This window comes from Chitinophaga silvatica, assembly GCF_003419895.1.
GTDB lineage: Bacteria > Bacteroidota > Bacteroidia > Chitinophagales > Chitinophagaceae > Chitinophaga > Chitinophaga silvatica.
Genome location: NZ_QPMM01000006.1, coordinates 492,462 through 506,161, shown reverse-complemented (window position 1 = coordinate 506,161; position 13,700 = coordinate 492,462). Strand labels below are relative to the sequence as shown.

11 protein-coding genes are annotated in these 13,700 nt (G+C 40.4%); 5 read left to right on the top strand and 6 right to left on the bottom strand.

Features of this window, described 5'->3' with window-relative positions; translation table 11 throughout:
• Nucleotides 1-38: 38 nt before the first annotated feature.
• The 3 genes from DVR12_RS13245 to DVR12_RS13235 all read left to right on the top strand — a co-directional run bounded on the left by DVR12_RS13245 (nt 39) and on the right by DVR12_RS13235 (nt 4,129).
• Nucleotides 39-1,406: a 3-keto-disaccharide hydrolase gene (locus DVR12_RS13245; RefSeq protein ID WP_116976232.1), complete on the top strand. Its 1,368-nt coding sequence runs from the start codon at nt 39-41 to the stop codon at nt 1,404-1,406.
• A 193-nt stretch (nt 1,407-1,599) separates the two neighbouring features.
• A complete protein-coding gene (locus tag DVR12_RS13240) occupies nt 1,600-3,387 on the top strand; it encodes a DUF885 domain-containing protein (protein ID WP_116976145.1) in 1,788 nt (595 codons plus the stop codon).
• 385 nt (nt 3,388-3,772) lie between these two features.
• Complete coding sequence (locus DVR12_RS13235) at nt 3,773-4,129, top strand: MmcQ/YjbR family DNA-binding protein (protein ID WP_116976144.1); 357 nt, start codon at nt 3,773-3,775, stop codon at nt 4,127-4,129.
• Nucleotides 4,130-4,131: 2 nt separating this feature from the next.
• On the opposite strand, the gene DVR12_RS13230 is transcribed toward DVR12_RS13235, so the two are convergent.
• From DVR12_RS13230 to DVR12_RS13210, 5 genes are all read right to left on the bottom strand, one after another.
• Nucleotides 4,132-4,911 (bottom strand): sulfite exporter TauE/SafE family protein, encoded by a 780-nt coding sequence (locus tag DVR12_RS13230; RefSeq protein ID WP_116976143.1) that lies wholly within the window; start codon nt 4,909-4,911, stop codon nt 4,132-4,134.
• A 235-nt stretch (nt 4,912-5,146) separates the two neighbouring features.
• A complete protein-coding gene (locus tag DVR12_RS13225; RefSeq protein ID WP_116976142.1) occupies nt 5,147-6,484 on the bottom strand; it encodes a Gfo/Idh/MocA family protein in 1,338 nt (445 codons plus the stop codon).
• 254 nt (nt 6,485-6,738) lie between these two features.
• A complete protein-coding gene (locus tag DVR12_RS13220) occupies nt 6,739-8,106 on the bottom strand; it encodes an alkaline phosphatase family protein (RefSeq protein WP_116976141.1) in 1,368 nt (455 codons plus the stop codon).
• Nucleotides 8,107-8,176: 70 nt separating this feature from the next.
• Nucleotides 8,177-9,385, bottom strand: coding sequence for a metabolite traffic protein EboE (eboE, locus tag DVR12_RS13215; RefSeq protein ID WP_116976140.1), 1,209 nt, complete (start codon nt 9,383-9,385; stop codon nt 8,177-8,179).
• Nucleotides 9,385-10,539: a 3-dehydroquinate synthase gene (locus DVR12_RS13210; RefSeq protein ID WP_116976139.1), complete on the bottom strand. Its 1,155-nt coding sequence runs from the start codon at nt 10,537-10,539 to the stop codon at nt 9,385-9,387. The genes eboE and DVR12_RS13210 overlap by 1 nt, the downstream gene beginning before the upstream one ends.
• Before the next feature lie 684 nt (nt 10,540-11,223).
• Between DVR12_RS13210 and DVR12_RS13205 the strand changes: the two genes are divergently transcribed.
• Together DVR12_RS13205 and DVR12_RS13200 are read left to right on the top strand one after the other, a co-directional pair.
• Complete coding sequence (locus DVR12_RS13205) at nt 11,224-12,105, top strand: sensor histidine kinase (RefSeq protein ID WP_158563265.1); 882 nt, start codon at nt 11,224-11,226, stop codon at nt 12,103-12,105.
• Between the two features lie 10 nt (nt 12,106-12,115).
• Nucleotides 12,116-12,754, top strand: coding sequence for a response regulator (locus DVR12_RS13200; RefSeq protein WP_116976137.1), 639 nt, complete (start codon nt 12,116-12,118; stop codon nt 12,752-12,754).
• Between the two features lie 7 nt (nt 12,755-12,761).
• Here DVR12_RS13200 and eboC read toward each other — a convergent pair whose 3' ends face one another.
• Entirely contained in the window at nt 12,762-13,682 is a 921-nt protein-coding gene (eboC, locus tag DVR12_RS13195) for a UbiA-like protein EboC (protein WP_199417099.1), read from the bottom strand.
• Between the last annotated feature and the right edge of the window lie 18 nt (nt 13,683-13,700).

Genomic DNA, 13,700 nt, shown 5'->3' with positions numbered 1-13,700 from the left:
ATCATTGATTACTTTGGTCGCCTTATTCCTTTTTGGTTATGAAGAAAACAATCATTTTATGCAGCTCCCTACTATGCCTATACGGAGCAGCTATAGCACAAAAAGCACAATGGCAGCAACTCTTTAACGGTAAAGACCTGAAAGGCTGGAAACAGTTGGGAGGCGAGGCCAAATACCACGTTGAAAATGGAGAGATTGTGGGTACCACCGTTATGAATACTCCCAACACCTTTCTGGCAACAGAAAAAGAGTACGGAGATTTCATCCTTGAGCTGGAATTTAAATTAGGCGCACCTTTCAATTCCGGTATTCAGTTCCGCAGTCAAAGCGAACCTACCTACCAAAATGGCCGGGTATATGGTTATCAGATGGAAATAGATCCTTCCGACAGGAAATGGAGCGGAGGTATTTATGAAGAAGGTAGAAGAGGATGGCAATATCCTCTTGAACTAAACCCAACTGCTCAAAACGCCTTCAAAAAAGACGATTGGAACAAATACCGTATCGAATGCCGTGGCAATGAAATGCGTACCTGGGTAAACGGCGTACCAGCCGCCCATCTGATAGATACCAGCCTGCCAAAAGGTTTCATAGCCCTTCAGGTACATGGAATCGGTAAAAATGAAGGCGAGAATAATAAAAACATCTATTGGAAAAACATTCGAATCATCAATAAGCCTGCTGCTTCTTTATACTCGAAGTATGATAATATCTATGTTGTAAACAATGTGGATAACACCATCTCCGGTCAACAAAAGCAAAATGGCTTCCAACTGCTTTGGGATGGAAAAACCAATAAAGGCTGGAGAGGCGCCTACAAGAAAACTTTCCCTAAGGAAGGTTGGGTAATAAATAATGGAGTATTAACCATCCAACATTCCAACGGAGATGAAGAAGGAAGCGGTGGCGATATCGTTACTGAAAACAAATATTCAGCCTTTGAGCTCGAATTTATGTTTAAACTAACGCCAGGTGCCAATAGCGGCGTAAAGTATTTCGTAAATGAAATCTATGAAACTAATGGTAAGTCGGCAATCGGACTCGAATACCAGGTACTGGACGACGAAAAGCATCCTGATGCCAAATTGGGGCGCGATGGAAACCGCACATTAGCAAGCCTTTACGATCTTATGACAAGAAAACAGGAAAAACGTGCCATCAACCCTATTGGAGAATGGAACAAAGGTCGTATTATTGTGTATCCAAATAGCCACGTTGAGCACTGGTTAAATGGCTTCAAAGTACTGGAATATGAACGTGGTTCTCAGGCATTTAAAGATCTGGTTGCCATCAGTAAATATAAAAATTGGAAGGACTTTGGTTTATGGCCTGATGGTCATATCCTCTTGCAAGATCACGGAAATGAAGTATCTTTCAAAAATATTCGGATAAAAAATCTTAAATAAAAATATTTTATCTTTTTTTTCATTGTTCACTGTTCTAAATAAGCATTCCGATTCTTCGGGATGCTTTTTTGTTTCTCGCAAAGGCGCAAAGATTAATATTAAGGAATAAAGGATTTCAAAGTTTGTTATTTTTAATTCTTTACAGCTTTGCTTTTGCTTGAAATTCAACAATTATCTAAACACCCAGAACTATATGGTAAAAAATGCCATCTCCGGGCTACTACTGAGCGGAGTGCTTTTAACAGCCGCCTGTAATCAGTCTGCCACCCACAATTCGGCCGCCGCTATGTCGGATTCCCTGCATCAATTGGCCGAAAAATATTATGATGCCAGCATGGCATTAAACCCATTGCAAGCCACCCAAAACGGAGAGAATCAATATAATGATCAACTCCCTATCGACATAAGTTTTGGGTTCAGGAAAAAAGCAGATTCAGTATTTGCCAGCTTCCAGGATGCTATTAAAGGAATTGACACGGCCCTACTCACTCCAAATGACCGTATCACCTACGATATGCTCGAACGTGAATTAAGCATCAACAGGGAAGCACTGACTTTTCATGATAACTTGATGCCTATTCAGCAATTTGCCTGTATGCCACTTCAATTAGCTCAGTTTGGATCAGGAACTTCAGCGCAACCATTTAAGACTGTTGATGATTATCACAACTTTATGCGCAGAATGGAACGATTTGCTGAATGGACAGATACAGCTATTGCCAATATGCAGATTGGAATTTCCACCGGGTATGTATTACCTAAAAGCCTGGTTGTAAAAACCATTCCTCAATTAACTGCACTCGCCAAAAAAGATCCTGTAAACAATGTTTTCTACGGCCCGGTAAATTCATTACCCGCAGCTTTAGACAGCAATGCTAAAACAGCGCTGAAAACCGAATACATTGCTGCTATCGAAAAATATATACTGCCCTCCTTTAGTAAACTTCAGGAGTTTATGCAACGTACTTATTTACCAGCAGCCCGCAATAGCAGCGGAATCGATAGTCTGCCAGATGGTAAATCCTACTATGCATTTCTCATAAAATCCTGGACTACCACCCAACGCCCGCCTGAAGAGATCTTCGCGCTGGGCGAAAAGGAAGTGGCCAGAATTCGTGGTGAAATGGAAACTACCAAAAACAGTACAGGGTTTTCGGGCGATTTACCAGCATTCTTCGAATTTATGCGGACTTCTAAAAAGCTAAGAATTTTCAATACTCCTGCAGCTATTCTCGATTCGTTTAAAGCCATTGAGAATAAGATTATGCCTGGAGTGAGGAAAATGTATGGTAAACTGCCTAAGACCAAATTTGAAATCCGTCAGACCGAAGCATATCGTGCGGCCTCTGCATCTGCAGAATATATCCAGGGAAGCGCAGATGGTACCAGACCCGGCGTATTTTATGTTCCAATCCTGAATCCTAAGGAGTTCTCCTATGCCGGTATGGAATGTTTGTTCTTACATGAAGCTATTCCTGGTCACCACTTCCAATGTAGCCTCCAACAAGAAAATGATTCGCTGCCTAAATTCAGAAGATTCAGCTGGATAGGTGCCTATGGTGAAGGATATGCCCTATACTGTGAAAGTTTGGGTAAAGAACTGGGGTTATATACAGATCCATATATGTATTTCGGCCGACTGACCGATGAAATTCACAGAGCTATTCGTTTAGTTGTAGACGTTGGTTTACATTCCAAAGGGTGGACCAGGGAGCAAGCCATCAAATATATGATGGACAATGAGCCGGTATCTCTCCAGGAAGCTACAGCCGAAATTGAGCGCTATATGGCGCTTCCAGCACAGGCACTTTCCTATAAAATCGGCGAATTGAAAATACATGAACTAAGAAATAAGTATACCCAGGAGCTGGGCAACGCATTTAAGCTGTCGTCGTTTCATGACGAATTGCTGAAAGATGGATGTGTTCCATTATCCATTTTGGAAACCAAGATGGCCAGATGGGCGTTGCTCGCTAAGTAACAAAAGTTTAATATTAAGAAGCAAAGGCTTTTTTTTAAGATTTTTAAGGATTGATGAGAATATTTTAAGGATTGCTAATTGACTTCTACTCAAGGTTTAAGCCAATCACCTCCTCTTAAAAAACATTCTCATCAATCCTTAAAAATCTTAAAAAAAAGCCTTTGCTTCTTAATATTAATCTTAGCGCCTTTGCGAGAAAAAAAACGAACTTGTGAGTTGCATTTTATTTCCTAATTTTAGTAAGCAGTTTCATTCTCTATTTACGGCTTATAAAGTGTTAACCACGCCTATTCCATATGTTTATATGAAATAAGCGCGAAGAAGTATTGGTAAAATTATTGTTGGAAAAAAACTAGCTATATATTATTCTTTAAAACCTGCTATTATGTTTGATCATACCCTCAATTTTTGCCGTAGCCTTCCGGCTGTTAATACAGACCAGAAGTGGGACGATGAGTTACGCTTTTATGTAGGAGAAAAGCTTTTCTGCATGCTGGCGCTGAACCCGCCCCATAAGATTTCTTTTAAGTGTGTCCAGGCTCAGTTTCATCAGCTGATTTCAACTCCGGGTATAGTACCGGCTCCACATCTGGCCAGGTATCACTGGGTTCAGTTGAAGCAGGACGATATTCTGCCTGAAAATGAGCTTATGCAGCTATTACAGAAAGCTTATGAAATAACAGTTAGTAGCTTACCGCCTGTTGAGCAGGAAAAAATTCAAAATAGTAAAATGCCAGTGTGATATTACTTCAGCAATGTGTAAAAAACATCGTAAAGTCCGAAGAGAATAAGTGTGCAGGCAAATAATTTTTCCAAAGTAGGCGTCTTCATTTTCACTGCAGTTTTTGCGCCCAGATAAGAGGCAGGGAATGCAGTCAGCGATAGTAATAAAGCTATTTCCCAGTCGATATGCCCTAACATCCAGTGAGTGAGGGCTCCGGGAACAGATAGAATAGCTGATAACACCACAGCACAAGCCAGTGCCTGTTTAATAGGCATTTTCAACTTTCTGATAAAGAAGGAACTAAATAGAATTCCACCCGCATTCGCTAATAGCCCGGCCAGTAATCCTATGAAAGTAGCTGCTAAAATCAATGGGGTGATAGCAATAGCAGTTTCCTGAATTTTCTCTTCTACTACTGTCTTTCTTTTAATAAAAGCATACAACAGGGAAGTGCCGATTCCCACAATAAATAATGCAGTAAGTATCATTAAGGTTTTACCGGGTAAATAACTGCTTAGATAAGAACCGGCAATGGTGGCAGGTACTCCGAATATAGCTCCAAGCATTATCACTTTTTTATTAAAAAGTTTCTCCTTGCTGTATACCACTGCAGCTGATAAAGTACTGCTGATAGAAGCCGGTAAAGGGGAAGCCAAAGCGAAAAAAGGATTTACGCCGGCAAAAATCTGAAGAGCGGGTGTACTTATAGCACTTCCACCTTTGCCTAGTAAACCAGACAAATAGCCAACAACTAAACCTATCAGGATCACTGACAGGTACTGAGATTGTAAAAATTCCATTCAATCATTCCTCCGGGAATCGAGCCACTACGTGGGTTATGGTTGGTTATAAAATTACAGGTAAGTCAAAAATAGGGGTTCAGTATTCCACAAACAAATAAAACCGATAACAAAAAGTTATGGGAGATAACAACTTATTATATTTATTTTTAGTCTATAAACTAATAGGGTAAAGCATTTCCACAAAAATTGTTGCCATAGTCAGCTATTCTGGCTATGGCAACAAATATAGTAATTAGACTTTTGGTGTCCAACCTTTTTCATATTCTCTTTGCCATAATTTCATGGCTTCCTTATCATTTAAAATATGTCCGTTCTTAGGATCTGTATGTAATACACGACCAGTACGTTGAGCAATATTTCCGAGTAGGCATAATAAGGTACTGCGATAACCAATATTGATTTCAGAATTCAATGTAGCATTACCACGAATACTTTCCAGGAAATTGTTGATATGGATGGCATCGTAAAACTCGCCGGCCGGACTAACAGTATTGGTTACACTCTGATCGGGATTAGCTGCTTGTTTTACTTCTTTAATTACTTTTCCTTTCAGATCAACCAGTTTGTAACTATCACCACCACTGTTATACAAACTTCCATGCTCACCAAACAGGGCAAATCCACGGCCACTATTTTCTAATTCAAACGGACTGCAACTACGGCCTTCCCAGGCAATTGCTTTACCACCTTCGAATTCGAAATTCAGTGTCTGCGTATCCGGAGTTTCCCAATCGTCTTTTGGATAAGCATATCTGCCACCAGCGGAAGTTACTTTTGTAGGAAAATCTACATCCATAAACCAACGCAAGCAATCCAGTTCATGGGTAGCATTGTTACAGGTTTCAGAAGTTCCCCAGTTCCATCTCCAATGCCAGTTGTAATGCACGATATTATCGAGATATTCACTACGCGGAGCAGGTCCTTGCCAGAGGTTCCAATCCAGTGTTGAAGGAACAGGTATTTTCTGACCTATACCAATTGGCTTACGGTTATTAACATACCATCCACGGCCATAATAGATCTTTCCTAATACTTTATCCTCTTTTATTTCCTTTATTGCCTGTTGCAGATTAGGCCAGGAGCGACGTTGATTTCCCATCTGCACCTGCCTGTTGTACTTCTTTGCAGCAGCAACCAGCCATTCGCCTTCCTGTGGATTATGTGCGCAAGGTTTTTCTACATATACGTGCTTGCCGGCAGCAGTGGCCATTATAGCAGCAGGTGCATGCCAGTGGTCGGGTGCCGCAACAAACAATGCATCAAAATCTTTCTGCTCCAATAATTTGCGAATGTCTTTTATTACTGTTGGCGTGCGAGCCTGAGCTCCTGCTACTGCTTTTAAGCCTTTAGCAATGGCACCATCTTCCACATCACAGATATAACCAATTTCTGCTCCCGGAAGCTTAGCTGCACACTGTGCCAGCCAGTTGCCCCGGCTATTGACTCCCATTACTCCCAATACCAACTTATTGCTGGGAGCATTTTTCCCGAAAACAGGAAAATTCAGAAAGGTGATTCCGGCACCTATACCAGCCATACTACTGGTTTTTATGAAGTCTCTTCTTTTCATAACGTTCGTTTAATAAAAATAGCAATCGGTTGCATAAAAATATAAATTGCCATGAAAGAAGCAAAACTTTTCTCGCAGAGGCGCAAAGATTAATATTAAGGCGCAAAATTTTTTTAAGATAAATAAGGATCTAAACAAATGTTATTAAGGACTTCCGATTGGTATTAACCATGTTGGAAACCTGACATTAACTCTTAAAGTATTTGTTTAGATCCTTATTTATCTTAAAAAAACTTTGCGCCTTTGCGAGCAATTTATTCTCCGGTCAGGTGATCCCAGATCACATTATATACCTCCGTAGCCAACAGGGAATCTCCTTTAATGGGGCGAGGGCTGGCAATTAGAGGATGATAAATTGGGTTTTCTTCCAGTCGGCCATGAGAACCCTTTATCAGTGTTGCATCCAAAGGAATTACGTTCATCACATAGCGGAAGCCTAGTTTCTTCTTAATAAGGTTGAAACCCGCCTTTAATTTCACAAATGGATCGGCAGGGTTCATAAACATCTCAACAGGATCGTAGCCAGGCTTCTTGAAGATTTCGACGCTTCTGGCGAAATCCGGTGCCTTGGCATCATCTGTCCAGTAGTAATAGGTGAACCAGCTCTTTGCATCTGCCACCGCCACAAGTTCTCCACTTCGTGGGTGATGTAGGTTATGTTGGCGCTTACCTTCTCTGTCGAGTACCACATCAATACCCGGGGTACTTTCGAGTAAGGCTTTCACTTGTTTGTAGCAGGATGGGTCATTAATATAAATATGCGCCAATTGGTGGTCTGAAACCGCAAATGCCCTGCTTGCACCGGCATCCAACAATTCCAGTCCATTTTCCACTCTCATGGTTAATAATCCGGCTTCTCTCAATAAACGGTTAATGTGGATAGGATGATCTACATTGGTAATTCCGTATTCTGAAAGTACAATTGGTTCGCAATGCTGCTCCTGGTAATAGGTGATCAGGTATTTCATCAGATCATCTATTTCCTGAAGTTCCTTTGCATTCTTCACCGGGTCTTGCCCAAATTTCTGAAGGCAATAATCCAGGTGTGGGAGATATACAAAGGTGAGTGTTGGATTATATAATTTATCGGTAATGATAGTAGCATCAACGATCCACTTGCTGGATTTAATACTGGCCGTAGGGCCCCAGTAATTGAACAGCGGGAACTTGCCTAATTTTTCGGTGAGTAAGTCTCTTAATGAGGCAGGTGAAGTGTAGCAGTCGGGCATTTTACGTCCATCGGCCAGGTAATTAGGGCGTGGCGTTAAAGAGTAATCGACATTTGCGTACATATTATACCACCAGCACATTTGGGAGCAGGTAAAAGTAGGATCGAGCTTTCGGGCCTTATCCCAGATTTTTGGAGCATCTACCAGGCGGTTTGATTGCTTCCAGAATTTAATTTCAGCATCTGTTCTATCGTACCATCCATTGCCAACAATTCCATGCTCGCTGGGCCACTGGCCAGTGAGATAAGTACTTTGCACAGCCGTAGTAACTGCCGGCAACATGGGTTTTACTGTGGCCAGATGTTTCTTTTCTGTGTAAGCCTTTATAAAGGGCAGATGTTCCAATAACGATTTGGAAAGCCCAACTACATCAATTACTACTGTTTTTCTCATAGATTCAAACGCCGTTTCTATTCCAGGATAAAGCTAAAATTAATATGGAAACACCAAGTTAAGCAAATTGCTATAAATGCTCTTTTATCCAATTAAGCTCCCTCGAAATTGAGCTACCCATCTCTTGTTTTAAAGCCGGTGGAAGTACCTCCCATGTATAGGTTTCTGCTTCCATATGTTGTGTAAAAGGCTGTTGACTTTGCAGTGCCAAAACCTGTTTAATATCTTCCTGTGTAGAGCTTAACACTCCGAAACTTTCAAGAAAAACCGGAACATGGAAGTGAGAACGCCATTCGTTCACTACCGGGTTCTCTGCATCTTCCAATGCCTCTGGCAGATCAGGGTAATGGATAAAGGTTCCATCAGTTTTACGGGCTATCACCTGATGCAGATATACAGGCTCATTAAATTTACGGAATGCATCTACAATTTCTTTACGTTTATCCATCTCCGTTGGCAAACCAGCTTTTAATGCTGCACTAATCTGTAGCTTGCCTATTTTCAATCCGTGTTGTGCCATTGTGTCTATCACTTGCTTCGGTGATTCATACACCAGCGCAAAATGACAAACATCGTAGCACAACTGAATATGCCTTTTAATAATATCAGCAGCTTCGGTTTCAGTAACCTGCAATTTATCTGCTATAAAAGGTATGCCGAGTGGCAATAAGGTCTCAAAATACCAGCTTATAAATTCGCTTGTATTCTCCATAATCCCATCTGGTTCAGGCTCAATATCCAGATGCATTAATGGTCCGTTGCTCCTATGAATTTTTGCCAGCTGTTCTACTACCAGCAACATATTCAGTGTTGCACTTTCAACAAAAGCATTTTTCTCTTCGTCACAACGGTTGCACCAATATTTATAGGAAAGAGGGTTAGTGGAAATACTGCCTTCCATCCCTTCCGGTAATAAAGCCGCGAGAATTCTGAACAAGCGTATAGTATACGCTACTCTGTCGCCGGTTGTCCAATCGGGAGCGTGTACATCTCCTTTTACTACCACATCATGAAATCCACCATAAGGAAATCCGTTCATGGTAAATACATAGGCATCTACCTCCTTCAACCATTGTTTGAAGGCTGTCAGCTGTTCTTCTTTGCTTAACTCCAGGCTGGCACTATTAGCAAGTCTTAACCCAATACCAAAAGGCCGATCTGGAGAAACCTGCTGCTTAACAGCTGGAATATATTTTTTCAGTTGCTCAAAATGATCGCCCCATTTTTCACCAGGATGGATATTTGTGCAATAGGAAAGATGTCCGACTGTCGTTTTCATTATTGATTGTTTTTACAGATATCAACTGCTTTGTAAAGCAACTCAAGATCAATTTCATGTACTTCCTCTCCTTTACCAATAGCTCTCAGTAGCGATATAGTAAGTTGGCCTCCGAGGTGTTCTCTAAATTCTTCCAATCCAATTACCACTGGAGATGGGTTGTTATTTTGCTTTTCCAGGAGTGCATGCCAGATAGGTAGTTTCATATGCTTAAGTACTTGTAATACCCGTTGCATATCGGCTTCTGAAATCCATCCAATCAGATGTGAATAAACCGTATCTACGGCAATTCCGATGGATACAGCCTCACCGTGGCGCAGAGAGAAATTGGTAAGTTGTTCTAGCTTATGAGCACTCCAGTGGCCAAAATCAAGTGGTCGGGAAGAACCGCTTTCAAAAGGATCGCCGGCACCGCCAATATGTTGAATATGCAATTCTGCACAACGCTGAATTTGCTCCTGCATTGCCGCCATATCGCCAGCGGTAATAGCTTCTGCTGTGGCTTCTATTTTCTTAAAGAATTCGGCATCCTTAATCAGAGAAACTTTCACTGCTTCTGCCATTCCTGAACGCCAGTCACGGTCGTCTAATGTGGTCAGGAAGTTGGAATCATTAAATACGGCGGCCGGAGGTGCAAAAGATCCAAGAAAGTTCTTTTTACCTTTGTAGTTGACACCATTTTTCACTCCTACTCCAGAATCGTTTTGTGATAATACGGTGGTAGGAATTCTGATATGCTTTACACCGCGATGAGAAATTGCAGCTACAAATCCTACAAGATCCAATAATGAACCACCACCAATTCCGATGACATAAGAATGGCGATCTATCTTATACTTATCAACAGCATCAACCAGTTCAAAAAGCAGTGGCAGGTCATTTTTCACCTGTTCTCCACCCTTTATTGTAATAATTTCAGGAGCTAATTGAAATCCTTTAACCTGACTTAGATATGTTGATATCTGCTGGGTAAGTGTCGGGTGGGCATTAGCTACTCCTCCATCCAGTATGACAAGCAGTTTTTTAGTATAAGCTGTTGCAGCATTTGATTCTAAGAAGGATGACAAACATTTGTTACTAGTATCAAATAAATTGCTGCTAAAGAATACGTTATAAGAAAAGTTTACATCAAATTTTTGTTGAATATATTCCATGGCTTAAAGTTCCTAACATCTACTTTTAAAAAACTATAGCCATTAAAAGTACACATAAAAATGTGATTTTTAATAAAGAATAAGGCTCCGGGAACGGAGCCTCATCTTTTGGGGTTAGCCTGTAGAATCATTTATCGGTATCACAAAGGAATTCATTTTTGTAGGAGGAGGCAACGGTAAAAACCATTAATTTATAAATTGCGTAGTTCTACTGACATACACCGTCTGTCTACAAACCCTTTATCACAGCCAGTTATAGCTTAGCCATATCGGTTGTTTGACTACTATCGCTTCCGTTTGCGATGGCATCTATTGCGTATTAAAACAGAAATAATGACCTTTACATCACTGTAGAAATGATAGACTTTTTACCTGAGAATTTAACTTATTTAACCAAAACAGGCATGTTTATTATTTAGTTGTTACACCCTGTAACATCGGTTGTTTTTCACATCTTTTGTTGCATATATGTGAGCAATTTATCACGCAGTGCGTTGATCAGAATAGTTGTAACTATTTGGGTCAGGTATCTGGTATGCATTCAAAGATGAGATTAAAATTTTATTAACAACGCAGCTACCGCTGCTCAAGTTTTTTGGAATGTGGAGAATAATATTCTTGACAATTCATAATTGGCTAGAAAACCAATCGCTGCAATTGCAGCACAATAGCCTACTGAGACTAATGCAGAAATTACAGTTTCAGGCAGGCGGGCAAGAGAAACTCTTAATTGAAAATCAGTTGCTCGTGATCAATAAAGATCTAGTGATTCAACAACAAACTTATTGGGTCAGTATCTGTTTTGCCGGTTTTGCATTAATTATGTTACTGGGGTGTTTTGTAATTTACAATCAACGTAGGAAATGCTATTTGTTACTTCAAACGTTGCGGGAAGCTAAAGAAATAGAGATACAGGAAGCAATAATGAAAGGGGAAGAGAAAGAACGGAAACGGATATCGAGAGACCTGCACGATGGCATAGGAGGTTTATTATCAGCTGTCAGAATGCATTTCGGAGCATTAAGATACCAAAATTCATATTTGAAATATGATTATGAATTCGATCATGCGTTGGAAATTCTTGATGATGCCATACTTGAGGTACGTAAAACTTCGCATAACCTGATGCCGGATAAACTCAATCAACATGGTTTAGTTTCGGCACTTGAAGGTTTCTGCCAAAAAGTAAGTCACTCAAGTATGTTACTTATTACATTTTGCACTGTAGGAAAAATACAACGTTTCCACAGTAATTATGAGCTTTCTATATATAGAGTTGTACAGGAATTGATTACCAACATCATCAAACATTCCAAGGCAACAGAAGCAATTGTGCAACTAACACAGCACAATGATTGTCTGACCATCACAGTTGAAGATAATGGAGTGGGGTTTAAGTCGATCTCTCAAAAACAAAATGGAATTGGCCTTACAAATCTGAAGGAGCGGATCACTTCTCTGAATGGTCAGCTGACCCTTACTACAATTCCTGATAGTGGCACCACTGCGTATATGGAGTTCAATATTTCATTTATGCAGTCTCCTGATCTGCAAGTTGCTATCTAAAACTTTTGATATGTCGATAAGGGTAGCAATTACGGACGATCATTTACTGGTTATTAGCGGGGTTAAAGCGATGTTATCCCCATTTCCTCAATTTGAGATAGTATATGAAAGCAATCTGCCTACCGCTTTGATGTCAGCACTTCCGGAGGTTAATCCTGATATCTTATTGTTAGATATACAAATGCCGGAGATAGACGGATTGGAGTTATGTAAAATGGTGAAGAAGAAATATCCGGAGATACGAATTATTGCTTTGAGCAGTTTCATGGAATCTCATTATATCAAACAAATGCTAAGAAACGGAGCTTCGGGTTATCTTCTTAAAAATGTAAATCCTCCTAAGCTGTGTAAAGCAATAGAAACTGTTTATGCTGGTGATCAATATCTTGATGAATCTATCAAGCATCAGTTACTCGATGAAATGCTTACAGGTCAGAAGAGGAATGGTTTTGATATTCCACTTACCAGACGGGAGAAAGAAATACTGAAATTAATTGCTGAGGAACATTCTAATCAGGAAATTGCTGATACCTTATTTATCAGTTTACGGACAGTAGAAACACACAGACTAAACCTCACACAAAAACTTGCTGTAAAAAATACAGCAGGTTTAGTGAAAGAAGCCCTCAAGCGAGGGCTAATAGAATAGATATAGCTTAAGTAACAGCAAATAATTTTCCCAGTATCATAGAGATTGGGAGCAGCAGTAATACTACCAAAGCATATGGCAAAGTAGCAAATGCAGCTACCCACGCCGCATTCATCACAACTAAAGCAATAATCCCTCCCTTTACAGCTTTGCCGATGTTAGGCCCAATTGGATTTTTCATTGCCTTAAAGAGTGGTAAATTGATCATCACTGCAAACAGGATGATGAATGGAGCTGCAGTATAGATACGATTATGAAGTATGGCTAATACAGTCATGGTTCCGTATACGGCAGCATAAATCCAGGCTGTTAGTTTCAGACTTTTGATACTACCTCCATGCACTTCACCTCTGCTGATATTTGTTACAGCAGCGATATAGAATATAGGGATGATCCCCATCCACCAATAGGTTTCGAGGGCATTGGATACAATGCTGATTCCGAGGAGTAGATTTAACCCTCTGCATAATCCCATATTCAGGGGTCCTAATAGTTGCTGATGTTTTCCCCACTTGTCATAAACAAGACAACTGATAGTAATTGCAACAGCCAGCCAGCCGGAGTAGCCAGTTAGTCCGCCTACTGAGAAGGCAGCCAAAATACCAACAAGGAATAAATAGCTACCTAGAATAATAGCCTGAGTTTTTGAAATTACTCCGCCAGGGATGGGCCTTTCCGGCCTTTCAATTTTATCTAATTCTGCATCAAAAACATCATTAAAAACTACTCCACCTCCATACAATCCAATAGTAGCAAGGCATAAGCAAGCTACAGGGAGTATGAAATCAAGTGATAATGTATCTAATGATATATTTATTAAATAGCCTGAAATAGCAACACCAGCCAGTATATCTGCTATTGCAGTTATAATATTGGCTGGTCGCATCAGGCGCAGATATCCAATCAATTTGCTAACAATGTAAGTCACCGTGTCATTAGGTTTTCA

Coding starts and splice junctions, on each gene's coding strand:
- DVR12_RS13200 (WP_116976137.1), top strand. CDS start 12,116: ATGTCGATAAGGGTAGCAATTACGGACGATCATTTACTGGTTATTAGC.
- DVR12_RS13245 (WP_116976232.1), top strand. CDS start 39: ATGAAGAAAACAATCATTTTATGCAGCTCCCTACTATGCCTATACGGA.
- DVR12_RS13235 (WP_116976144.1), top strand. CDS start 3,773: ATGTTTGATCATACCCTCAATTTTTGCCGTAGCCTTCCGGCTGTTAAT.
- DVR12_RS13220 (WP_116976141.1), bottom strand. CDS start 8,106: ATGAGAAAAACAGTAGTAATTGATGTAGTTGGGCTTTCCAAATCGTTA.
- DVR12_RS13240 (WP_116976145.1), top strand. CDS start 1,600: ATGGTAAAAAATGCCATCTCCGGGCTACTACTGAGCGGAGTGCTTTTA.
- DVR12_RS13205 (WP_158563265.1), top strand. CDS start 11,224: ATGCAGAAATTACAGTTTCAGGCAGGCGGGCAAGAGAAACTCTTAATT.
- DVR12_RS13225 (WP_116976142.1), bottom strand. CDS start 6,484: ATGAAAAGAAGAGACTTCATAAAAACCAGTAGTATGGCTGGTATAGGT.
- DVR12_RS13210 (WP_116976139.1), bottom strand. CDS start 10,539: ATGGAATATATTCAACAAAAATTTGATGTAAACTTTTCTTATAACGTA.
- DVR12_RS13230 (WP_116976143.1), bottom strand. CDS start 4,911: ATGGAATTTTTACAATCTCAGTACCTGTCAGTGATCCTGATAGGTTTA.
- eboE (WP_116976140.1), bottom strand. CDS start 9,385: ATGAAAACGACAGTCGGACATCTTTCCTATTGCACAAATATCCATCCT.